Raw genomic sequence first — 22,448 nt, 5'->3', positions numbered from 1 at the left:
GTATACAGAACTCAGCATTCACAACCCCGTCAAGGCTTGTGACTGAAATCGCGGAAGGTGCCAGCATGAGCACACGCGTCCCCCGAACCCACCCGTACATCCCCAACTCCGCCCCGCAGGTGAGGAAAGCGATGCTGGCGGCGGTCGGCGCCCAGGACGTCGAGGAGTTCTACGCCGACATCCCCGCCGCCCTCCGGCTGGACCGCCCGCTGCGACTGCCCGAGCCGCTCGGCTCCGAGGCCCGACTGGTCGCCCACATGGAGGAGCTGCTCTCCCGCAACACCGCCGTCCCGCCGGGCCGCAGCTTCCTCGGCGCCGGCTGCTACCGCCACCACGTACCCGCCGTGGTGGACGAGATCGTCAACCGCAGCGAGTTCCTCACCGCCTACGCGGGCGAGCCGTACGAGGACCACGGCCGCTTCCAGGCGCTGTGGGAGTACCAGTCGCTGATGGCCGAGCTGCTGGCCGTCGACGTCGTCAACGTGCCGACGTACGACGGCTTCCAGGCCGCCGCCACGGCGCTGCGGATGGCCGGACGGGTCACCGGGCGGCGCCGGCTGGTGCTGGTCGGCGCGATCGACCCGGACCGGCTCTCCCGGATCCACGACTACGTCCGGGGCGTCCACGAGCTGGTGCCCGTCCCCGCCCAGCCCGCCGCCGTCCGGGCGGCCCTGGCCGAGGGCGACGCGGCCGCCGTCTACGCCCAACTCACCGACCACGACGGCCTGGTGGACCACGAACTGCCGCAGTACATCGAACTCGCCCACGGCGCCGGGGCGCTGGCCGTCGTCCACGTCAACCCGATCAGCCTCGGCGTGCTCACCCCGCCCGCCGAACTCGGCGCCGACCTCACCTGCGGCGACCTCCAGCCGCTCGGCATCCACCCCGGCTACGGCGGCGGCAACGCGGGCTTCATCGGCAGCCCCGACGACGAACGCCTGGTCGCCGAGTACCCCAGCCGGCTGTTCGGGCTCACCCCCACCGACGTCCCCGGCGAGTACGGCTTCGGCGACGTCGCCTACGAGCGCACCTCCTTCGCGCTGCGCGAGGAGGGCAAGGAGTGGGTCGGCACCGCCGCCGCCCTGCACGGCATCGCCGCCGGGGTCTACCTCGCGCTGATGGGCCCGCACGGCATGCGGGAGGTCGGCGCGACGATCCTCGCCAACACCGCCTACGCCCGCCGGCGCCTCGCCCTCGTCCCCGGCATCGACCTGGCGGACCCGCGGGCCGTGCACTTCGCCGACTTCACCGTCCGCTACACCGGCGAGCGCACCGCCGCCGAGATCTCCGAGGCGCTGCTCGCCCACGGCCTGCACGGCGGCACCCCGGCCGGCCCCCACGAGGGCCGCTACTGCGTGACCGAGCTGCACACCCGGGCCGACATCGACCGCCTCGCCGACGCGCTTGAGGAGATCGTCAAGTGACGAACCACCCGAACACCGGGTCCGTGGACCCGCGGATCGCCCCCAAACCCGCCCTGCGCCGCTTCCACCAGGCCCGCTGGGACGAGAAGCTGATCTTCGAGCTCGGCGCGCCCGGCGAGCGCGGCGTCCTGCCCCCGCTGCCCGAGCCCGCCGTCACCGCCGCCGTCGGCGACCCGGCCGAACGGCTGCCCGCCGCACTGCGCCGCAGCGCCCCGCCCGCCCTGCCCGAACTCGGCCAGCAACAGGTGCTCCGGCACTACCTGCGGCTCTCCCAGGAGAACCTCGGCGCCGACCTCAACGTCGACGTCGGCCAGGGCACCTGCACCATGAAGTACAGCCCCAAGGTCAACGACGCCTTCGTCCGCGACCCCAGGATCGCCGCCCTGCACCCCGCACAGGACGCCTCCACCGTCCAGGGCGTCCTCGAACTCGTCCACCGGCTGGAGCAGCTGCTCAAGGAGATCTCCGGCATGGACCGGGTCAGCCTCCAGCCCGGCGCGGGCTCGGCGGCGATCTGGACCAACGTCTCGGTGATCCGCGCCCACCACGCCGCGCGCGGCGAGCTGGAGCAGCGCGACGAGATCATCACCACCGCCTTCTCCCACCCCTCCAACGCCGCCTGCGCCAAGACCGCCGGCTTCCGGGTGATCACCCTGCACCCCGACGCCGACGGCTACCCCGACATCGAGGCGCTGCGCGCCGCCGTCGGCCCGCGCACCGCCGCACTGCTCATCACCAACCCCGAGGACACCGGCATCTACAACCCCCGGATCGCCGAGTTCGTCCGGATCGTCCACGAGGCCGGCGGCCTGTGCGCCTACGACCAGGCCAACGCCAACGGCATCCTCGGCATCACCCGGGCCCGCGAGGCCGGCTTCGACCTGTGCCACTTCAACCTGCACAAGACCTTCTCCACCCCGCACGCCTGCGGCGGCCCGGCCGCCGGCGCCTGCGGCGTCACCGCCGAGCTGGCGCCCTACCTGCCGCGCCCCACCGTCGAGTTCGACGGCGAGCGGTACGTCCTGGACGACGACCGGCCGGACTCGATCGGCAAGATCCGCCCCTACCTGGGCGTCGTCCCGAACCTGGTGCGCGCCTACGCCTGGATCACGGCCCTGGGCGCCGAAGGGCTGCGCGCGGCCGCCGAGACCGCCGTCCTCAACAACAACTACCTGCTGCACCGGGTCCGGCAGATCCGCGGCGTATCCGTCCCCTACGCCGAGGGGCGCCCCCGGGTCGAACAGGTCCGCTACAGCTGGCAGCAGCTCAACGAGGACACCGGCCTGCACAGCGAGGACCTCGGCTACCGCGCCGCCGACTTCGGCACCCACTACTGGACCAGCCACCACCCGTACGTCGTCCCCGAGCCGATGACCCTGGAGCCCACCGAGTCCTACTCCCGGGCCGACCTCGACGAGTACGCGGCGATCCTCGCCGAGGTCGCCCGCGAGGCGTACGAGGACCCGGAGACCGTGCGCACCGCGCCGCACAACTCCACCGTGCACCGGATCCGGCACGAGCCCCTGGACGACCCGGCGGTCTGGGCGGTCAGCTGGCGCGCCTACCGCCGCAAGGTCCTCGGCGAGCAGCCGTGACCACCGCCCCGAGCGCCCGGATCGGGCTCGTGGTCAACCCGGTCGCCGGTCTCGGCGGCCGGGTCGGCCTCAAGGGCAGCGACGGCGCCGAGGTCCAGCGACGGGCCCTGGCGCTCGGAGCCCGCCCGCAGGCCGTCGCCCGGGCCGCGCTGACCCTCCGGCGGCTGCCGCCCGACGTGGAGCTGATCACGGCCGACGGCACGATGGGCGCCGACGCCGCCCGGGCCGCCGGCCGCACCGCACGCGTCGTCCACCGGCCCGGCGCGGCGGACACCACCGCCGGCGACACCCGGGCCGCGGTGCGCGCCCTCGTCGCGGCCGGCGCCGGACTGCTGCTGTTCTGCGGCGGCGACGGCACCGCCCGCGACGTCCTGGACGCCCTCGGGCCCGAGCCCCGCCTGCCCGTGCTCGGCATCCCGGCCGGGGTCAAGATGCACTCCGCCGTGTTCGCCGTCCACCCCCGGGCCGCCGCCGAGGTCGCGGCGGCCTGGGCCACCGGCCGGGGCGTGCGCCTGGAGGACGCCGAGGTGGTGGACCGGGACGAGGCCGCGCTGCGGGCCGGCCGGGTCTCCGCCCGGCTCCACGGCCGGCTGACCGTCCCGGTGCTGCCCGCCCGGGTGCAGCAGCGCAAGACCGGCAGCTCCGGACCCGACCCGGGGACACCCGCCGGCCTCGCCGCCGAGGTCGCCGAACGGGTCGGCCCCGGCGGGCTGCTGCTCCTCGGACCCGGCAGCACCACCCACGCGGTGGCCACCGCGCTCGGCGCGCCCGGCGCCAGCCTGACCGGCGTCGACCTGCTGCGGCTCGGCCCCGGCAGCGCCCTCGGGCCCGGCCGCTCCGACGGCCTCGCCACCGCCGCCCGGATCCTGATCCGCGACGCCCGGGCCGACCAGCTGCGCGCCCTGCCCACCACCCCCCACATCGTCCTCTCCCCGATCGGCGGCCAGGGCTTCCTGCTCGGCCGCGGCAACCAGCAGCTCACCCCCGAACTGCTGCGCGCCGCGGGCCGGGAGAGGCTGCTGGTGCTCGCCACCGAGGCGAAGCTCGCCGCCCTGGCCGGGCGCCCGCTGCTGCTCGACACCGGCGACCCCGACCTGGACGACGCCCTCGCCGGCCACGTCCGGGTGATCACCGGCCGCCGCTCCGGCGCCGTGTACCGCCTCTCCGCCTGACCCCTGTAGAGGAGTTCCCCATGATCGACCTGCACGGCAAGCGCGCGATCGTCACCGGCGCCGCCTCCGGCATCGGCCGGGCCACCGCCGCCCTGCTCGCCGAACTCGGCGCGGCCGTCGTCCTCGCCGACCTCGACACCGAACGCGGCGAACGGGCCGCCGCGGAGATCGGCGGCACCTTCGTCCGCTGCGACGTCTCCCGGCGCGCCGACTGCGAGCAGGCCGTGCGCACCGCCGTCGAACAGCACGGCGGCGTCGACGTGCTGTTCAACAACGCCGGCATCATCCGCCGCTCCACTGTCACCGGGATCAGCGACGAGGACTGGGACCTGGTGATGGCCGTCAACGTCCGCTCGATCATGCTGCTCAGCGGACTCGTGGTGCCGCTGATGGCCGCGAACGGCGGCGGCAGCATCGTCAACACCGGCTCCGGCTGGGGCATCAGGGGCGGCGGCCGGGCCGTCTCCTACTGCGCCTCCAAGGGCGCCGTGGTCAACATGACCCGGGCGATGGCCATCGACCACGGCCCGGACAACATCCGGGTCAACTGCGTCTGCCCGGGCGACACCGACACCGGCATGCTCGCCGAGGAGGCCCGCCAGCTGGGCGAGAACCCGGACGCCTTCTACACCGACGCCGCCGACCGCCCGCTCGGCCGGATCGGCCAACCCCGGGACATCGCCCAGACCGTGGCCTTCCTGGCCAGCGACGCCGCCGCCTTCGTCAGCGGCGCGGTCATCGCCGTGGACGGCGCCGGCACCGCCTGACGCCCGCGACCGTACAGCACCGCAACCCCGTACGACGGCCGGGCGACGGCACGCGTCGCCCGGCCGGTACGCTACGGACCGAGGAAGAAGGGACGTTTGATGGCGATCGAGCGGCGGCCGCTGCGCGAGCAGGTGAAGGACGAACTCCTGGAGCAGCTCGGCCGCGGCCGGTTCACCCCCGGCGAGTCGATCAACGAGGTCCAGCTCGCCGAGGAACTGGGCGTCAGCCGAACCCCCCTGCGCGAGGCCCTGATCAGCCTGGAACGCGAGGGCATCATCACCAGCGAGCGCGGCAAGGGCTTCCGCTTCGCCCCGACCGGCAAACAGGAGTTCCTCGACCTCACCGCGATCGTGATCGCCCTGGAGTCGCTGGCCCTGCGCACCTCCGACCCGGCCCACCTGGCCGAGATCGCCCCCAGGCTGCTCGCCGAGGCCCGCGCCTTCTCCGCCCCCCAGGCCACGCACGGCACCATAGAGCGCCACGACGACGCCTGGCACGCCCTGCTGCTCTCCGGCTGCGCCAACGCCCGGCTGCGCGAGATGATCGAGTCGCTGAAACTCACCCTGCACCGCTACGAGCGGGTGGTGGTCGGCGACCACGAGATCCTGGAACGCGCCGCCGAGGAGCACGAGCGGATCGCCCAGTGCCTGCTCGAAGGCGACGTCGACCAGGCCGTCACCGCGCTGGAGGCCAACTGGACCAGCGGCATGGAACGCATCCTGGACCGCCTGCCCCCGGTCGCCGCGCTCTGAACCCGGCGCCCTCAACCCGGGGCTCCCAACCGGGCGCCCTGAACCCGCTGCTCTGAACCCGGCGCCCTGAACCGGTCCGCTCGTCAGTCGAGCACCTCGGCGACGCCCGGGGTGAGCCAGTGCAGCCGGTCGGCCAGGCCCGCCGCCGCGAACCGTGCGGCGGTCTCCGTCCGCCCCTCGGTGAAGTGCTGCCACGAGGTGTAGTGGACGGGCACGACCCGGCGGGCTCCGAGCGAGGCGGTGAGCGCGGCGGCCTGCGCCGCGTTCATGGTGATCAGCTCGCCGCCGCCGAAGGCCTCGATCCGGGCGGCGCCGAGGTGCAGCAGCGCCGTGCCGATCCGGAACCTCCGCCCCACCTCGTCCAGTTCGGGGATGTGGACGGTGTCGCCCGAGACGTACAGCGCCTCCGGCTCGCCCGGCACCTCGACCACGAACCCGGTGACCTCCCCGACCGGTCCGTGCACACCGGGCGTCCCGGTCACCCGCAGGGTGCGGCCGCCCACGGTGAGGTCGCGGGTCTGCCACGGCGCCAGCCCGAGCGCGCCGCCACCGAGCCGGGCCGCCCCGCCGACCGTGGTCAGCACCGGGCGCCCGGCGAGCAGGGTACGGCCGGTGGCGTCCAGGTTGTCGGGGTGCTCGTCGTGGCTGAGCAGCACGGCGTCCACCGGCGGCAGCTCGTGCACACCCGTCGCCGGGCCCCGGGTGCTGCGCAGGACCACCGGATCGTGCCGGTACTCGGCGGGGGCCGGGTCGAAGACCGGATCGGTGAGCAGCCGCAGACCGCCGACCTCCAGCAGGACCGTCGCGGTTCCGATGTGCGTGGCCTTGATCCTCACAGTGTTCCTTCCCTCATGGTGAATTGACGCTCAGTCAGTCATTAGGTCGATCGGTATTCGTCGCCGGGATCCGGAACCGGCGCCGGTACTCCCCCGGAGTGGTGGACAGCCGGTCCCTGAACACCCGGTGCAAGGTCTCCACGGAACCGAAGCCGCAGGACCGGGCGACCCCGGGCAGCGGATGGTCACTGCGCTCCAGCAGCCGGCGGGCCGCCTCCAGGCGCAGCTCCTCCACGTAGGAGCCGGGGGTGGTACCGGTCTCCGCACGGAAGACCCGGGCGAAATGCCGTTCGCTCATGGCGAGTCGCCCGGCGAGCACGGACACCGACAGATCGGCGTCCAGGTGCTCGGCGATCCAGCGGCGCAGGCCGCCCAGGTCCGCCCGGCCGCCCGTACGGTGCGCCAGGGGCACGCTGAACTGGCTCTGTCCGCCCGGGCGTTGGAGGTACATGACCATGATCCGCGCGATCTGCAGGGCCAGGTCGTCGCCGTGGTCCTCGGCGACCAGGGCGAGGGTGAGGTCCATGGAGGTGGTCAGGCCCGCGCTGGTCCACAACCGTCCGGAGCGGATGAACACCGGGTCGGCGTCCACCTCGACGGCCGGATGGTCGGCGGCCAGCCGCTCGGCGGTCGCCCAGTGGGTGGTCGCGCGATGCCCGTCCAGCAGTCCGGCCGCCGCCGCCACGTGCGCGCCCGCACACACCGAGGCGATCCGCCCGGCCCGAGGACCGGCCTCCCTCAGCCAGGCGACCACCGCCGGGTCCACCCGCGGCACCGGCCCGTCCCGGCCCAGGTCCACCCGCCCCGGTACCAGCACCGTGTCCGGCCGCACCCGCTGCTCGGCCAGGGTGTCGGTCACGTACAGCGGCACCCCGGAGAAGGTCTCCACCGGCCCGCTCCGCTCCGCGCACACCCGCACCTCGTACCCCGGCCGCCCGGGCGGCAGCAGCCGCCCGGCCAGCGCGAGGATCTCGGCGGGCCCGGTCACGTCCAGCGCGTTCACTCCGGGGAACACCGGGATCACGACCAGATGCGGCAGGCGGGGTGCGTCGTTCATGCCCACACTCTCGCCCGGCGGCAGTGATGGCGGCAATGACGGGACTCTGCAACATCCGGACAGCACGGGCATCCGGACACCACCGCATCCGGCCAGCGCCGCATCCCGTCAGCGCCGCATCAGGACACGGCCCCCGGCGAGGCCCTACGCCCCTGGTCCGACCACCCCCGGGACCAACGCCCGATTGCCTCTCCGCCGCCTCCCCGAAGCATGATGGCCCGCATGATCGGCAAGTGGATCGACTGCCGGGTTCGACCCGGAGCACGCGAGGCGTTCGCCGCCGGACAGCGCCGCTGGTCGGCGATCTCCGACCAGCCGGGCCTGGTCGGCCAGACCGGCGGCTGGGCACCCGGCGCCGACCGCGCCCTGCTGCTCGCCCTGTGGAGCGACGAGCCCGCGTACACCCGCTTCATGCGCGAGCGCCACGACCGGGCCGCCGCCCACGCCGACCAGCGCTCCAGCTGCACGGGGATCGAGATCGCCACCGGCCCGGTCGTCCTCACCATGCCGGGCGCGGCCCCCTCCCTCCCCGCCGCCCTCGCCCGCGCCACCGTCCTGCGCGCCGCCGACTGCCGGCTCCACCCCGGCCGCGCCGACCACTTCCTCGACGTCCAGCGCGAGCTCTGGGCCCCGGGCATGGCGGCGGCGGACGGCATGCTGGGCGGCACCGTCACCCGCCTCACCCCCGAGCGCCACCTCGTCACCACCCTCTGGACCACCCCCGCCGCCCACCACGCCTACACCACCCACCACCTCCCGGCCCTGCTCGCCCGCGCCGGCGTCCCCACCGACGTCCACACCCTGACGGGCCACCTGCTCCCCCTCGAACCGTCCTGGCACATCGGGGCCGACGCCTGAACCACCGCCATGTCCGGCAACAACGCGCCGGTCGGGCTGATCGACACGCGGGCGCGGCGGACGTGCCGGCCGGGGCCGCCCGGCGGGGCGGGTGGAGTCGGTGGCCGGGGCCGACGGGAGCGCCCCCGTCGGCCCCGGCGGGTGCTCAGTGCCCCGGCGGGTGCCGCATCCCGCCGCCCGGTGCGGCGGTCCGCCGCTCCGGATCGGTGGGGGCCGGCCGGGCCCGTCGCGGGGCCCGCCGGGACAGCCGCATCAACGCGAGGCCGAGGCAGAAGAGCAGCGCCAGCGCCACCCCGGCCAGGAAGATGCTCAGGCTGTTCAGCGCCACCAGGTTGTTGCCCAGGATCGTCACCTGGTAGTCGGGCCCACCGGAGAGGTTGCCCGCGATCAGCAGTCCGACGAACGCGCCGGACGCCGCCATCAGCAGAAGTCCCAGCAGCAGCATGGGGACCCCCTTCGTCCTGGTCTCGGCCCCCCTCGCCCGGTCGCGCCTACCCACCCCGGGCGGCCCGTAACGGCGGCCGGCGAATCGCTGGGGAACCCCGGCAGCGCCGGGCGGCTGCGGCTGCTGCCGCTGCTGGTCAGACCGTGAACCAGCGCCCGACGGCCGCCCGCAGCTCGGCCTGTTCGGCCGGGGCGGGGCGGGGTGAGCCGCCGGCCCAGGCCACGTAGCCGTCGGGTCGGATCAGCAGACCGGTGAGGCCGGCCGGGCCGCCCTTCGCGACGACGACCTCGACGGCGTCCTGGTCCTCCGCCAGTGCGGCTGCCAGCGACTGGTCCTCGGTCAGGTCGATCAGCAACGGCCGTGCGCTTCGGGCGAGTTCGGCGATCCTGGCCTTCCCCGTCCCGGTGGTCAGCTCCAGGTCCGGTGCGAACCGGCCGACTGCGGGGTGGGGATCGGTGATGCCCATGTCGTAGCGCACGTCGGTGCCCGCGGTGAGGTCGGCGAGGTGCTGGACGACCTCCTTGTGGGCGAGCAGCTCGGCGAAGAGTTCGCGCAGGGCGGTCGTGTCGCTTCCCGGTGCGGTGAGCGCGGACTGCGCCTCGGCGTTGAGCACCATGCGGCGGGCGGCCTGGCGGCGCTCGGTGTCGTAGCTGTCGAGCAGACCGGTCGGGGCGGTGTCGCGCAGCACGGCGGCGAGTTTCCAGCCGAGGTTGGCGGCGTCCTGCAGGCCGAGGTTCAGCCCGGGGCCGCCGCCGGAGGTGTAGACGTGGGCGGCGTCGCCGATCAGCAGGACCCGGCCGTCGCGGAACCGGTCGGCGACCCGGGTGTTGCCGCCGGTCAACCGCCGCAGCACGTGCGGGCCGGCGCCGTCCGGCGGGCCGAGCGGCAGGTCGACGCCGAGGACCCGGCGGATGCTCGACTCCATTTCGGCCAGGGTCATCGGCTCGTCCGTCGCGACCTGGTCCCACTCGGTGGTGCTGATCAGCGGCGGCTGCCCGGGGAACGGCGCGTAGGAGAAGCCGCCCCGTTCGGCGCGGTGGGGCAGGAAGGGCAGGACGGGTCCGTGGCCGGGGATGGTGAGGGCGCCGTTGACGGGGTCGATCCAGTCACTGGGGACGGTGGCGTGGACGGTGCGGTTGGTGCGGCGGTCGTAGCTGGCTCCGGGGAACCCGATGCCGCTCCCCTTGCGGATCACGCTGTGCGCGCCGTCCGCGCCGACCACCCAGCGGGCGCGCATCCGCTGGTCGCCGTCGGGACCGGTGACGTCGAGGGTGACGGCCTCCTCGTCCTGGGCGACGGCGCCGACCCGGTACCCGCGCCGCAGGTCGACGCCGAGGGCGCGGGCGCGTTCCTCCAGGACCTCGACGATGCGGTGCTGCGGGGCGGCCAGGCCGAAGACCGGGCTGGCGTCCAACCGGCCGAGGTCGAGGCCCATGGCGGCGAACATGAAGTACGCGGAGTTCGGCCGCGGAGGCTCCGGGCTGCCGCTGAGCGGCTCGTACAGGCCGCGGTGGTCGGCCAGGCGGACCACCTGGCCGAGCAGGCCGTTGGCCTTGGGTTCGGTGCTGGGCTGCGGGAGCTGCTCCAGCACGATCGGGCGAATGCCGGCCAGGCTCAGTTCGCAGGCCAGCATCAGCCCGTTCGGGCCGCCACCCACGATGATCACGTCGGCTGTCACGGTCACGTCTCCTTGGTGCGAACGGGAAGAGGTGGCACCGCGGGCGAGTCGGTCGCCGCCGCTCGCCACGGGACGGGCAGGCCGGCGGCGACCTGCTCGAAGACCTGGGCCAGGACCGTGCCGAGCGGCACGGGATCGTCGGCGCGAAGGCTGTGCTCGACGGCCACCGCGCTGGCGGCCCCGATCACGGCCGCCACCAGCTTCGGGTAGACGTCGCGTTCGGCGTCGGTCCCGGTGCGCCGCGCGACGGCCTCGGCCAGCTCCTGCTGGGCGGCGGCGTTGGCCTTGACGATCTCGCCGGCCAGCGCCGGTTCGGCCAGCATCAGCCGCACCCCCTCGCGCCAACGCTCGCTCTGCGCGGCGGAGTTGTCGGCACCGGAGGTTTCCGGCGGCGCGAACTGGCCCAGCACGGCCCGGAGCAGCGAGTCCCAGAGCGGCTCGTCGGCCGGGCGGGCGAGCAGGTCGTCGGCGACCCGGAGCATCCGCTCCAGGTGACTGGCGGCGATCGCCTCGGCCTTGCCGGCGAAGTAGTTGCGGAAGGTGCGCACCGAGACGTCGGCCTCGGCGGCGATCTGATCGACCGTCACGGCGTCCCAGCCGTGCAGGACGCAGAGCCGGATCGCCGCCCGGCTCAGCGCGACCCGGGTCTCCCGCTTCTTGCGCTCGCGGAGTCCGGGCTGCCCGGTGGTACGGGCCTCAGGTGCAGGTGCCATGCGAGCAGCGTAGGACGAAATTTGCCGCCACGGCAATGTTTCCGCAGCGGCAAGTTTTTCGGGCCCGAGGGCCCGCGGGTCAGATCCGCGTGGACAGCGGCACGGATATCCGCTTCATCCAGGCGCCCGTCGCGAAGTCGCGCGCCCTGATGACGACCCGGTCCCGGTACACGTCCACCTGGAGCCCCTGGTTGAAGTGCCCGGGGACGGTGACCTCGCCGCCCTGCCCGTTGTCGGCGAAACCGGTCTGCACCGCGCCGGTGTTGACCACCGAGAAGCCGTCGAGGTTGGCGGTGCCCGGCACGACGCGGCGCACGTACCAGTCGGAGAGGGTCAGGTCCCAGTGGGTGTGGCCGCTGAAGAGGAACACGTCGCGGTGGCGCCCGAGGAGGCCGAGGAGGCGGTCGGGCTGGAGGTAGTCGCCCATGTAGATCTTGCTCCGGGTACCGGAGACGGTGTCGGGCAGCGGGTGGTGGGTGATCACCATGACCGGCTTCCGGCGCCTCGCCCAGTACTGCAGGCGCTCCTCCAGCCACTGGAACTGCGCGTCGCTGATCCACACCTCGTCCCACAGGGAGTTGTCGTGGTACTTCATGTAGCGCTCGGTGCCGAGGGTCAGGACCGGGATGCCGCCGAAGGTGGTCTCCGCGTAGATCGTGGACCGCTCGGCGAAGCGGTAGAAGCCGCGGAAGAGGGACTCCTCGGTGGTGCCGTTGGGCCAGGTGCTCTGGGCGAGCGTGTTCGGGTCGGCCCACTTGGGGACGTAGAACTCGTGGTTGCCGATGGCCCAGGCGACCTCGCGGGGCTTGGGCCCCTGCTCCAGCACCTTCCGCACGTCGGCGTACTCGAAGTCGTAGCCGCGCGGCGTGATGTCCCCGGCGACGGCCAGGCCCGACGCGTGCGGGTTGGTGGCCCGGATGTCCTTCAGCGCCTGGGCGAAGTCGCCGAGGTCGCCCTGAATGTCACTGATGACGTTGAAGGTGCTCACCAGGCCGCCGCCGTCGGCGGGTTCCGCCTCGGCGATCCCCTGGGCGAGGCCTCCGAGCACCAGTGCCCCGGCGGTCGCGCCGAGCAGGGTCCTGCGTTCCATGGTCTTTCCTTTCGGGCGTCGCACGGGATCGAGGGACCTCGGCCGCGCGCTTCGGACCAGACCCGTTATCAATAGGCGACCAAGTGGGCGGCCAGGTGAACGGGCACTGTCGGGCAGGCCCTGCGCGGGCCGTCCGGGGCCGAGCGGCCGGGCCCGACCCGGCGAACCGGGTCGCCCGCTCCTGTGAACCCCGCCGCCCGGCCGACTTCTTTGTGTCATCCGCCAGTACGGCCGCGGACGGGCGCGGAGGAGACTTTCCGCCGGGACCGCGGCCCGGCAGGCAGGGCCTCCGAGCCCGGAGGCCGTGTTCGGCCGCGCGCGGGACGACGTACGGACAGGACGACGCACCGGAGGGGGCGGCACATGGGCGTGCAGCAGTACGACGGGATCGGCGAGGCGTTCGAGGGGTTCAAGGCCCTGCCGTTGACGCGCTACGGGGAGGTGCCGAGCTTCCTCGGCCTGGTCGGGGACGTGAGCGGCCGGTCGATCCTCGACCTGGCGTGCGGCACCGGCTTCTACAGCAGGGAGTTCAAGCGACGCGGCGCCACCGACGTCCTCGGTGTCGACATTTCCGTCGAGATGATCGCCGCCGCGCGGGCGATCGAGCGGCGCGACCCGCCGGACGTGCGCTACGAGGTCGGCGACGTGGCCGAACTACGCCAGCTCGACCGGCAGTTCGACATCGCCCTGGCGGTGCAGTGCCTCAACTACGCCGAGGACATCGCGGCGATGGAGCGGATGTGCCGCGCCATCCACCGGAGCCTGGTGCCGGGCGGGGAACTCTTCGTCCTCGCCCAGAAGCCGGACTACCGGTTCGACTGTCCGTCCCTGGAGGAGTACGGGTTCCGCTGCGAGCCGATCGGCGGGGAGATCGAGACGGGTCCGCGGGTGCGGGTCACGGCGCTCCTCGACCCGCGGCCGATCAGCATCGTGTGCGCGGCCCCCCGCCGCGAGGTGTACGAGGAGAGCCTGCGGGCGGCCGGGTTCACCGCCCTGGAGTGGGTGCCGCTGGGCGTGTCCGAGGCCGGCATCCGCGCGTTCGGCAGGGAGTTCTGGGCGGACCTCCTCGCACACCCGCCACTGGAGATGCTGCGCTGCCGCGCCTGACCCGGCCGCACCGGCCCCACGGCCGCCCCCCGGCCCCACCGGCCGCCACCGGCAGGCGGGCCGGCGGCGGCCGCCATGGGTCCAACCCGTCGGGGCCGTGCCCTACTTGGCGAAGCGGACCTCCGGGAAGGCCGCCGAGGGTCCGTCCAGCAGTCGGCCCGGGCGGTCGAGCAGGTGCCGGTCGAAGAACGCGCCGAGGTACGCCCGGGTGGCGGCGAGCGCGCGGGCACCCTTGATGCTGCCGTACTGCCCCGGAGCGGTGTCGGGCGGCACCTGGTCACGGATGCCGAGGGCGTCCACCAGCCAGTGCACGTCGCAGAACGACAGATGCCCGCCCTCCGGCAGGTCCAGCCAGCGCTTCCACCCGGTCAGGTGCTGCCAGGTCTCGTCCCAGTTCGCCGTCGGGGTCTCGCCGGCGTGACGCTGCGCACCGAGCAGCAGCACCGGGCGGGAGAGGCCCTCGGCCGGCAGCGGGGCGAAGAAGTCGCCGTCCAGGTTGGCGGCGGCGCGGATCCGGCCGTCCACCCGCATCGCCTCGACGGCGCTCGCGCCGCCGATGGAGTGGCCGGCCGCGCCGATCCGGGAGGCGTCGATCCGCAGCCCGCGGACGAGCCCCGGGCCGGGCGCGGTCAGCCGGTCGATCAGGAAGGCGATGTCCTTCGCCCGGCTGCGGATGACCTCGGCCGCCAGTCGGTCGTCCACCTTGTCGCAGATCAGGCAGGACTCCATCCGCCCGTCGGGGAACTGCACGGCCGTCTCGTAGGTGTGGTCCAGCGCGGCCACCGCGTAACCCCGGGCCGCGAGGTCCTCGGCGAGGGCGGTGAGCGAGGAGCGGTCGAAGCCGAAGCCGGGCGAGAGCACCACCAACGGGTGCCGCCCGGGCGCGGGCACCGTGCGGACCCGCACCCCCGTCCCGACGGCGCCGAGGTCCGGAGTGCCGTACCGGGCGGTGGACATCTCCGGGGAGAGGTAGGGCAGTTGCCCGCCGCGCGCGGACTGCGCCGGGTACCAGAAGGTGGCCATCAGTTCGCGGGTGGCGGCGTCCGGCCGCCAGGGGTCGTGCCGGCCGGTGTCCACCAGGCGGACCGAGGCGGCACCGATCAGCCGGTGCGTGGTGGGCGCGGGCACCTGCGGCGCCCCGGCCTTCGCGTCCGTGTCCGCCTGCGCGTCCGCGCCCAGGCCCGCGCCCGCGCCCGCGCCGACGCCCACGTCCGCCCCCGCCTCCACGGGCACGGACACGTCCACGGGCACGGACACGGGCGGGCGCGACGAGGTGGCGACGGAAGGCGGTCCGACGGTCGGGGAGGCGGCCGAAGCGGCCTGTGGGCCGGTCAGCGGGAGGAGGACGGCGATGGGCACGGCGAGCAGCGCGGCGCTCCGCCACCGGGGAGTTGTCGACATGACGCCACGTTAGGTTCGCCGCCGGCGCCGGCGCGTCCTGCCCGCGGCGTAGCCCGCTCAGCCGCAGGTCGGAGCCGCCACGCCGGGCGGACCCGCCGCTCGGACGAGCCGGCCTCCACCCTGAGCGGCGGGCGGGCCGCGAGTGGCGACCCGGATCGCCCCCCGGCCCGCGCCGGGCGGGGTGTCGGCGGCACGCTCTACGCTCCCCCTCACCTACGAGTTCTGGGGAAGACCGGATGTCCTACGACGATGTCGAGTACCTGCCCGCACTGATCACGGCCCTGGCCGATCCGTCCGAGGAGAGGTGGAGCGTCGACGGCTGGCGGATCGAGCGGATCGGCCCGGTCCGGGGGACCGCCGACCACGGCACGATCTACGACCCGCTGGGCCCGGAGGGCACGGGCTTCCCGATGCGGCCCGGCGGCACGCCGGTCTACCTGGTCTCGCGCAAGGACGCGCCCGAGCTCCCGGTGGCCGCCCTGGTGCACCCCTGCGGGACCGTCCCGGTCCGGACGGAGGAATGGGGCGACCGGGTGGCGACGCCCTCCGGCCTGGCCGTGCTGCACGCCGACCCCGGCACCACCTGGATCGGACCGTCCACCCCGATGCTCCGGCGCGCCTGGGCCGCCCTGCACGCGCGCGCCGCCGGGGGCGACGGCCGGCCGCTGGAGAACCTCCGCGAGGTCCTCCGGGGCGCCTCGATCGACCCGGCGGACTGGCCGGTGGAGCCGGTCGAGGGCGACTTCGCGCACGGCTGGCTGATGCTCCCGGACGAGGCCGGCACCGGCACCGTGCTGGGCGTCCTGGCGAACCCGGACGGGTCGAACACGACCGCGTGCCTGGACGCCGAGGGCAACACGGTGGCGACCCTGCTCACCTTCGAGGAGTGACCCCGGCCCCGCTCGCCTCCTCCCCCGCACCTACCGCGCGGGCAACCGGCAAGCCCTGAGGGAAAGCGCTTTCCAAGTGTCCTCGAACTGGGTACGCTCGATCATCGTGGCAGCCACCCTGCCTCCCCTCCCGCAGCCCTCAGAAAGCTGGCCCCTGATGCTCGACCACGACGAAACCGGGTACGTCCGGGACGGGGCGCCGCACCGCGTCGTCTCCGGTGCCCTGCACTACTTCCGCGTCCATCCCGACCTCTGGGAGGACCGCCTGCGCCGGCTGCGCGCGATGGGCGCCAACACCGTCGACACCTACGTCCCCTGGAACTTCCACGAACTGCCCTCCGGCGCCTTCGACTTCACCGGCTGGCGCGACATCGCCCGCTTCAGCCGCCTCGCCCGGCAGCAGGGCCTCGACGTCATCCTGCGGCCCGGCCCCTACATCTGCGCGGAGTGGGAGTTCGGTGGCCTGCCGGCCCGGCTGCTCGCCGCCGACGGGATGCGACTGCGCTGCGCCGACCCGGCCTACCTGGCCGAGGTGGACGGCTGGTTCGACGCCGTCGTGCCCGAGATCCTGCCGCTGCTGGCGAGCCGGGGCGGCCCGGTGGTGGCCGTGCAGATCGAGAACGAGTACGGCAGTTTCGGCAACGACCGCGCGTACCTCCTCCACCTGCGCGACGGCCTGCTCGAACGCGGCGTCGACTGCCTGCTGTTCACGGCGGACGGCGCGGAGGACGCGATGCAGCAGGGCGGCGGCGTTCCGGGCCACCTCGCCACGGCGACCTTCGGCTCCCGGCCCGCCGAGCGGTTCGAGGTGCTGCGGCGCTACCAGCCCGAGGGCCCGCTGACGGCCATGGAGTTCTGGATCGGCTGGTTCGACCACTGGGGCGAGCCGCACCACGTGCGCGACGCCGCCGAGTCCGCCCGGGCACTGGACGACCTCCTCGCCACCGGGGCCTCCGTCAACCTCTACATGGCCCACGGCGGCACCAACTTCGGTTTCTGGGCCGGCGCCAACCACACCGGCACCCGCCCGTTCGACACCGGGTACCAGCCGACCGTCACCAGCTACGACTACGACGCCCCGATCGGCGAGGCCGGCGAACTCACCGAGAAGTTCCACGCCTTCCGCGCCGTCATCGGCAAGTACCTCCCCCTGCCCGAGGGCGAGCTGCCCGGGCCGGTCCCGCGCGCCGCTCCGCAGCGCGTCCGGCGCCGCGCCGCCTCCGCGCGGCTCCTGGCGAACCTCGACGCCCTGTCCGAGCCGGTGCGCCGCCCCGTCCCCGAGCCCATGGAGAAGGTCGGCCAGTCCCTCGGCCTCATCCACTACCGCACCCGGATCTCCGGCCCCCGGCCGTCCATGCCGCTGCGCATCGACGGCATCGGCGACCGCGCCCACGTGTTCGCGGACGGCCGGCCGCTCGGCGTCCTGCACCGCGACGCCCCGGCGGACACCCTGCCGCTGGAGGTCGGGCCGCAGGGCGTCGTGCTGGACATCCTGGTCGAGGCGCTCGGCCGGGTGAACTACGGCCCCCTGCTGGACGACCGCAAGGGCATCGGCCGCGGCGTCTCCCACGGCCACCAGCGGCTGTTCGACTGGGAGATCCGCCCCCTGCCGCTCTCCGACCTGGGCCGCCTGCGCTACGAGGAGGCGGATGCGGCCGTCGACGCGGACCCGGCCTTCCACCGCTTCGAGGCCTCGCTCACCGAGCCCGCCGACGCCTTCGTCGCCCTGCCCGGCTGGGGCCGCGGACTCCTGTGGCTCAACGGCTTCCTGCTCGGCCGCTACTCCGCGCAGGGCCCGCAGCGGACCCTCTACGCCCCGGCTCCGCTGTGGCGGGCGGGCGTCAACGAGCTCGTGCTGCTCGAACTGGACGGCCACGGCGAGGAGATCGAGCTCCGCGACCGGCCCGACCTCGGGCCGCTCGCCGCCGCTCCCAGCTCCGAGTACTGAGCCTGCGGGCTCCGGCCCGCTCCACCGGCCCGTCGGCGGCCGTTCCCCACCGGAGGGGAACGGCCGCCGACTGCCGTTCCGGGCACGGGACTCGGCAACGGAACGCCGAGGGCCGCAGGAGTCGGGGGACTCCTGCGGCCCTCGGCGCACGGCCGGACGGGGGTCGTCACCCGGTCAGGCGGTGCGCTCCAGGTCGCCGCGCAGCACCGGGTGGGCGAAGGGGGTGCCGTCCGCGTAGCGGGCCAGCTCGTCCGCCGCCGCGGCCGCCATCCGCCGCAGCTCGCCGCCGAGCGAGCCGGCGACGTGCGGGGTGAGCAGGACGTTGGGCAGGTCGTAGAGCGGCGAGTCGGCGGGCAGCACCTCCGGGACGGTGACGTCCAGGACCGCGTGGAGGCGGCCCGAGACCAGCTCCTCGACCAGGGCGTCCTGGTCGATCAGCGACCCGCGGGAGGTGTTCACCAGCGTCGCCCCGTCGCGCATCAGGGCGAGCCTGCGGCGGTCGATCATGTGCCGGGTGCCGGGCAGTTCGGGCGCGTGCACGCTCACCACGTCGCTGCGCCCGCACAGTTCGTCGAGCGTCACCGAGCGGGCGCCCAGCGCGGCCGCCTCGGCCTCGTCCACGTACGGGTCGTGGAGCAGCAGCTCCAGGTCGAAGGGGCGGAGCAGTTCGAGGACCCGCCGACCGATCCGGGAGGCGCCGACGATGCCCGTGGTGCGCCGGTAGTTGCCGGCTCCGGGGTAGGCGGCCTGCCAGTCGTGCGGGGCCCGCCGTTCGCGGTAGTCGGCGCTGAGCCTCAGCACCTGCTTGTTGGCGAACAGCACGTTGGCGACGGTGTACTCGGCGACGGGCAGGGCGTTGGCCCAGGCGGCCGAGGAGACCTGGATGCCGCGCTCCCAACAGGCCTCGGTGACATGGTGCTTGACCGATCCGGCGGCGTGGACGACGGCGCGCAGCCGGGGCGCGGCGGCGAGGACGGCCTCGTCGAGCGGGGGGCAGCCCCAGCTGCTGACGATCACCTCGGTCTCGGCGAGGACGGCGGCCGCCTCGGGGCCGGTGAAGTCGTCGACGACGAACACGGGGTCGAGTCGGGCGAGGGTGGTGAGCCGGTCCATGGTCTCGTCGTCGACCAGCCGGTCGACGAGGTCCGGGGTCATGGCCAGCAGGGCGCGCGGGCGCCGGCGCGGCGAGGCGGGTGAACTCCCGTTCGCATCGGTCGGGTTCGGCGGATTGGACACGTGGTTCTCCGGCGCGGTCGTGGAGTTGGCGGTCTGGTGGGTCACTTGACGCTTCCCGCGGTCAGGCCGGCCTTCCAGTGGCGCTGGAGGGCGACGAACGCGACGACCAGCGGCACGACGGCCAGCAGCGAGCCGGTGACGACCAGCGGGTAGAACTCGGGGAACGCGTGGGTCTGGGTGTTCCACGCGTAGAGGCCGAGGCTGACCGGGAAGAGCCGGTTGTCGGAGAGCATCACCAGCGGCAGAAAGAAGTTGTTCCAGATCGCGGTGAACTGGAACAGGAACACCGTGACGAAGCCGGGCATGACCATCCTGAGCCCGATCGACCAGAAGGCGCGCAGCTCGCCCGCACCGTCCGTACGGGCGGCCTCCAGCACCTCGCCGGGGATGTAGCCGGCGCAGAACACCCGGGCGAGGTAGACGCCGAAGGGGTTCACCAGGGAGGGCAGGAAGACCGCCCAGAAGGTGTTGGCGAGGCCGAGTTCGGAGGCGAGCAGGTACATCGGCAGGGCCAGGGCCGTGGTCGGCACCAGCACGCCGAGCAGGACCAGCCCGAACAGCTTCTCCTTGCCGGGGAAGGCGTACACGTGGAAGGCGTAGCCGGCGCCGACGCAGACGAGGGCGCAGAGCAGGGCCCCGACGCCCGCGTAGAGCAGCGAGTTGAGGTACCAGCGGAAGTAGATGCCGTCGCCGGTGGTGGCGAGGGCGTGCAGGTTGGCGCCGAGGTTCCAGTTGGACGGGGTGAGGCCGTGGCCGCCGAGGAGGTCGCCGGTGTTCTTGGCGGCGGCGGTGAGCAGCCAGCCGAGCGGCAGCAGCGTGTAGGCGGCCGCCAGCACGAGGGCGCCGTTGACGGCGGCCCTGGACAGCGTCCAGGGCGTGCGCGGGGTGCGGTCGCGGCCGGCCCGGGGGGCGCGCGGGCGCCGGCGGGTGTCGCGTTCGGGGGCGAGGGTGGTCATGCCGAGTCCTCCGTCCGGCGCGCGGGGCGGGTGCGGGTCGCCCAGGTGACGAGGAAGGACAGGACGGCCGCGGTGATGGCGAGCAGCACCGAGGAGGCGGCGGCGAGGCCGTAGTCGCCGCGGTCGAAGGCGGCGGTGTAGGCGTACATGTTGGGGGTCCAGGTGCTGATGACGCCGGGTGAGGCGCCGTGCAGGATCATCGGTTCGGTGAACAGCTGGAGGGAGCCGATCACGGTGAACAGGCCGACCATCACGATCGAGGCGCGGATCAGCGGGATCTTGATGCTGAGGACGGTGCGCAGCGGGCCGGCGCCGTCCACGATCGCGGCCTCCAGCACCTCGCGGGGGACGGCCTGGAGCGCGGCGTAGAAGATGACGGTGTTGTAACCGACCCACTCCCAGAGCGCGATGTTGACCACGGCGGGCAGCGGGTTGCCGAGCAGGTCGGGGCTGCTCCCGGCGGAGTTCAGCGCCTCGATGACCGGGCTGATGCCGGGGGTGTACAGGTACATCCAGATCAGGGCGGCGATGATGCCGGGCACCGCGTGCGGCAGGAACAGCGCGAGCTGGAAGAAGCGGCGGGCGCGGGCCAGCGTGGAGTCCAGGAGCAGCGCGAGCGCCAGGGACAGGCCGACCATCAGCGGTATGTACAGCAGGCAGTACAGGGCCGTGGTCCAGAAGCCGTCGAGGAAGGCCGGGTCGCCGAGGGCGCGGGTGTAGTTGCCGAGGCCGGTGAAGACCGTCTCGACGCCGCCGAAGCCGAGGCCGGAGCGGTGCTCCGTGTAGAGGCTGAGGTAGAGGGCGTACCCGATCGGGACGAGCGTGCAGGCGGTGAAGAGGATCAGGAACGGCGCGAGGAGCACGGCCGGCGCGCCGTACCGCCCGGACCGGCGCCGCCCGCCGGTGGGGCGGGCGGGCGCGGTGCGGACGGCGCGGTCGGTCGGGGCGGTGGTCACTGGGCGACCTTGATTCCGCGGTTCTTCAGCTCGGCGACGGTGGCCTGCTGCGCGGCGTCCACGGCGGACTGGACGGTGCCGCCCTGGGTGAGCTTTCCGAAGGCGTCCTTGAGGGAGGTGTTGGTGGCGCCCATGGCCGGGCCCCACTGCCAGCCGGGCTTGATGGACTTGGCGGCGTCGGCGTAGATCGCGTAGACGTCCTGGCCGCCGTAGAAGTCCGTCTTGAAGGCGGCCTGGGCGACGGACACCAGGGCCGGGGCGGCCGGGTAGGCCGAGGAGGTGCCGGAGGCGATGCGGGCGTTGAAGCCCTCGGGCGTGCTGGTGGCCCAGGTGGCGAACTCCACCGCGGCCTTGGCCTTCCTGCTGTTCTTGGAGACCGCGAAGGTGGTGCCGCCGACCATGCCGCTGGCGGGGTTGCCGTCCCAGGTGGGGACGGGGGCGACGGCCCACTTGCCGGAGGCGTCGGGGACGGTGCCCTTGAGCACGCCGCCGCCCCAGGAGGCGCCGAGGTAGCCGGCCGTCTCGCCCTTCTGCAGGGAGGCCGTCCACTGCTGGCTGAAGGACGGCATGACCCGGACGAGGTCGTCGTTGATCAGCTGCTGCCAGTAGTCGCCGACCTTCCTGCTCTCCGGGCCGGTGGCGTCGACCTTCCAGGCGTCGCCCGAGCTCTTGAACCAGTGGGCGTCGGCCTGCCAGGCCATGGCCTCGAAGGTGGTCGGGTCGTCGGGGAAGAAGGTGGCGATCCGGGCGTCCGGCTGGGCCTCCTTCAGCTTCCGGGCGGCGGTGCGGAATTCGTCCCAGGTCTTCGGCGCGGTGATGCCGGCCTGGTCGAAGAGGTCCTTGCGGTAGTAGAAGGCCTGCGGGGAGGCGTCCAGCGGCAGGGCCCACGTGGTGCCGCCGAGCGTGGTCAGCTCCAGGGCCTGGTTCAGGTACTTGGCCTTGACGCCGTCCGTGACGAGCTTGCCGATGTCCTGCACGGCGCCCTGGCTGACGAAGTCCGGCAGCTGCGAGTACTCGACGTTGAACACGTCGGGCGCGTTGCCCGCCTTGACCGCGTTGGAGATCTTGGCGTAGCCGCCGGCGACGCCGGAGGGGATCTCCTCGTAGGTCACCTGGATGTTCGGGTGGGTGGCGTTGAAGGCGGCCACGACCTCCTTGGTGCCCTTGGCCCAGCCCCAGAAGGTGAGGGCGACGGGCTTGCCGTCCTCGGAGCCACCGCTCGACGAGTCGCTGCCGCAGGCCGCGAGGGACGTCATGCCGAGGGCGGACGCGACGAGGGCGGCGGCCAGACGGGGGGCTCTGCGGACGCGGGTGGGGGTGGTGGACATGGCTCGTCTCCCGGTGGAGGGGGTGTGCGGGGTGGGGCCATCCTGGGACCGCGCTTCGATCGAAGTCAAGGGTTCTGGATCAAATGATCCGCTTCGATCTGGCGCACCCCGCAATGTTCGGGCTTCTTTACGGAAAAGCACCCTTTCCGTGATGTTTTCCCCTGTCATCTCGGATCATTTGATCAATATCATGGACGATCGATCTGGGTTCTGCCCGGATCCGATCCCCGCCACCGAC

The 22,448-nt window shown here is 73.7% G+C and carries 20 protein-coding genes; 9 read left to right on the top strand and 11 right to left on the bottom strand.

Annotation, left to right across the window (positions count from 1 at the left end):
- The first annotated feature begins 65 nt into the window (after positions 1 to 65).
- The 5 genes from gcvPA to ACGFSC_RS05755 all read left to right on the top strand — a co-directional run bounded on the left by gcvPA (position 66) and on the right by ACGFSC_RS05755 (position 5,711).
- Positions 66 to 1,424, top strand: coding sequence for an aminomethyl-transferring glycine dehydrogenase subunit GcvPA (gene gcvPA, locus ACGFSC_RS05775; protein ID WP_359912010.1), 1,359 nt, complete (start codon positions 66 to 68; stop codon positions 1,422 to 1,424).
- Positions 1,421 to 3,019 (top strand): aminomethyl-transferring glycine dehydrogenase subunit GcvPB, encoded by a 1,599-nt coding sequence (gene gcvPB, locus ACGFSC_RS05770; protein ID WP_359912007.1) that lies wholly within the window; start codon positions 1,421 to 1,423, stop codon positions 3,017 to 3,019. The genes gcvPA and gcvPB overlap by 4 nt, the downstream gene beginning before the upstream one ends.
- The gene (locus ACGFSC_RS05765) at positions 3,016 to 4,191 is read left to right on the top strand and encodes an NAD(+)/NADH kinase (protein ID WP_359912005.1); all 1,176 of its coding nucleotides are present in this window, start codon (positions 3,016 to 3,018) and stop codon (positions 4,189 to 4,191) included. Before gcvPB ends, ACGFSC_RS05765 begins: the two co-directional genes overlap by 4 nt.
- Positions 4,192 to 4,211: 20 nt before the next feature.
- Entirely contained in the window at positions 4,212 to 4,958 is a 747-nt protein-coding gene (locus ACGFSC_RS05760) for a glucose 1-dehydrogenase (protein WP_359912002.1), read from the top strand.
- 99 nt (positions 4,959 to 5,057) lie between these two features.
- Entirely contained in the window at positions 5,058 to 5,711 is a 654-nt protein-coding gene (locus tag ACGFSC_RS05755; RefSeq protein ID WP_359911999.1) for a GntR family transcriptional regulator, read from the top strand.
- A gap of 83 nt (positions 5,712 to 5,794) precedes the next feature.
- Here the strand turns inward: ACGFSC_RS05755 and ACGFSC_RS05750 are convergent, their stop codons facing one another.
- Positions 5,795 to 6,547 carry an MBL fold metallo-hydrolase gene (locus tag ACGFSC_RS05750; RefSeq protein WP_359911997.1) on the bottom strand — a complete coding sequence of 251 codons (753 nt, stop codon included), beginning with the start codon at positions 6,545 to 6,547 and terminating at the stop codon, positions 5,795 to 5,797.
- A gap of 34 nt (positions 6,548 to 6,581) precedes the next feature.
- On the bottom strand, positions 6,582 to 7,604 hold the full coding sequence (locus ACGFSC_RS05745; protein ID WP_359911995.1) for a helix-turn-helix domain-containing protein: 1,023 nt from the start codon (positions 7,602 to 7,604) through the stop codon (positions 6,582 to 6,584).
- A 222-nt stretch (positions 7,605 to 7,826) separates the two neighbouring features.
- Here ACGFSC_RS05745 and ACGFSC_RS05740 point away from each other — a divergent pair, with 222 nt between their 5' ends.
- A complete protein-coding gene (locus ACGFSC_RS05740) occupies positions 7,827 to 8,462 on the top strand; it encodes a DUF4937 domain-containing protein (protein ID WP_359911993.1) in 636 nt (211 codons plus the stop codon).
- A 145-nt stretch (positions 8,463 to 8,607) separates the two neighbouring features.
- On the opposite strand, the gene ACGFSC_RS05735 is transcribed toward ACGFSC_RS05740, so the two are convergent.
- From ACGFSC_RS05735 to ACGFSC_RS05720, 4 genes are all read right to left on the bottom strand, one after another.
- On the bottom strand, positions 8,608 to 8,907 hold the full coding sequence (locus tag ACGFSC_RS05735) for a hypothetical protein (protein WP_359911990.1): 300 nt from the start codon (positions 8,905 to 8,907) through the stop codon (positions 8,608 to 8,610).
- A 136-nt stretch (positions 8,908 to 9,043) separates the two neighbouring features.
- Complete coding sequence (locus ACGFSC_RS05730; protein ID WP_359911988.1) at positions 9,044 to 10,585, bottom strand: FAD-dependent monooxygenase; 1,542 nt, start codon at positions 10,583 to 10,585, stop codon at positions 9,044 to 9,046.
- A gap of 2 nt (positions 10,586 to 10,587) precedes the next feature.
- Positions 10,588 to 11,298, bottom strand: a complete 711-nt coding sequence (locus tag ACGFSC_RS05725; RefSeq protein ID WP_359911985.1) for a TetR family transcriptional regulator — start codon at positions 11,296 to 11,298, stop codon at positions 10,588 to 10,590.
- A gap of 79 nt (positions 11,299 to 11,377) precedes the next feature.
- On the bottom strand, positions 11,378 to 12,388 hold the full coding sequence (locus ACGFSC_RS05720; protein WP_359911983.1) for a DUF4073 domain-containing protein: 1,011 nt from the start codon (positions 12,386 to 12,388) through the stop codon (positions 11,378 to 11,380).
- Positions 12,389 to 12,751: 363 nt separating this feature from the next.
- Here ACGFSC_RS05720 and ACGFSC_RS05715 point away from each other — a divergent pair, with 363 nt between their 5' ends.
- Entirely contained in the window at positions 12,752 to 13,495 is a 744-nt protein-coding gene (locus tag ACGFSC_RS05715) for a class I SAM-dependent methyltransferase (protein WP_359911980.1), read from the top strand.
- A 102-nt stretch (positions 13,496 to 13,597) separates the two neighbouring features.
- Here ACGFSC_RS05715 and ACGFSC_RS05710 read toward each other — a convergent pair whose 3' ends face one another.
- Positions 13,598 to 14,896, bottom strand: a complete 1,299-nt coding sequence (locus ACGFSC_RS05710; protein WP_359911977.1) for an alpha/beta hydrolase — start codon at positions 14,894 to 14,896, stop codon at positions 13,598 to 13,600.
- A 236-nt stretch (positions 14,897 to 15,132) separates the two neighbouring features.
- On the opposite strand from ACGFSC_RS05710, the gene ACGFSC_RS05705 reads away from it, so the two are divergent.
- Positions 15,133 to 15,786 (top strand): hypothetical protein, encoded by a 654-nt coding sequence (locus ACGFSC_RS05705; RefSeq protein ID WP_359911974.1) that lies wholly within the window; start codon positions 15,133 to 15,135, stop codon positions 15,784 to 15,786.
- Positions 15,787 to 15,892: 106 nt separating this feature from the next.
- Positions 15,893 to 17,734 (top strand): beta-galactosidase family protein, encoded by a 1,842-nt coding sequence (locus tag ACGFSC_RS05700; protein WP_359911971.1) that lies wholly within the window; start codon positions 15,893 to 15,895, stop codon positions 17,732 to 17,734.
- Positions 17,735 to 17,908: 174 nt separating this feature from the next.
- On the opposite strand, the gene ACGFSC_RS05695 is transcribed toward ACGFSC_RS05700, so the two are convergent.
- The 4 genes from ACGFSC_RS05695 to ACGFSC_RS05680 form a co-directional block, all read right to left on the bottom strand.
- Positions 17,909 to 18,889, bottom strand: a complete 981-nt coding sequence (locus ACGFSC_RS05695; protein WP_359912694.1) for a hydroxyacid dehydrogenase — start codon at positions 18,887 to 18,889, stop codon at positions 17,909 to 17,911.
- A 122-nt stretch (positions 18,890 to 19,011) separates the two neighbouring features.
- Positions 19,012 to 19,926, bottom strand: a complete 915-nt coding sequence (locus ACGFSC_RS05690) for a carbohydrate ABC transporter permease (protein WP_359912686.1) — start codon at positions 19,924 to 19,926, stop codon at positions 19,012 to 19,014.
- Positions 19,923 to 20,882 carry a carbohydrate ABC transporter permease gene (locus ACGFSC_RS05685; protein ID WP_392862514.1) on the bottom strand — a complete coding sequence of 320 codons (960 nt, stop codon included), beginning with the start codon at positions 20,880 to 20,882 and terminating at the stop codon, positions 19,923 to 19,925. The genes ACGFSC_RS05690 and ACGFSC_RS05685 overlap by 4 nt, the downstream gene beginning before the upstream one ends.
- Complete coding sequence (locus tag ACGFSC_RS05680; RefSeq protein ID WP_359912683.1) at positions 20,879 to 22,210, bottom strand: sugar ABC transporter substrate-binding protein; 1,332 nt, start codon at positions 22,208 to 22,210, stop codon at positions 20,879 to 20,881. The genes ACGFSC_RS05685 and ACGFSC_RS05680 overlap by 4 nt, the downstream gene beginning before the upstream one ends.
- Positions 22,211 to 22,448: the final 238 nt, after the last annotated feature.

The organism is Kitasatospora sp. NPDC048715, from assembly GCF_043198905.1.
GTDB classification, from domain to species: Bacteria; Actinomycetota; Actinomycetes; order Streptomycetales; family Streptomycetaceae; genus Kitasatospora; species Kitasatospora lactacystinica.
Note: the sequence above shows the minus strand (reverse complement) of the source record. Positions and strands in the feature narration are given on the sequence as shown.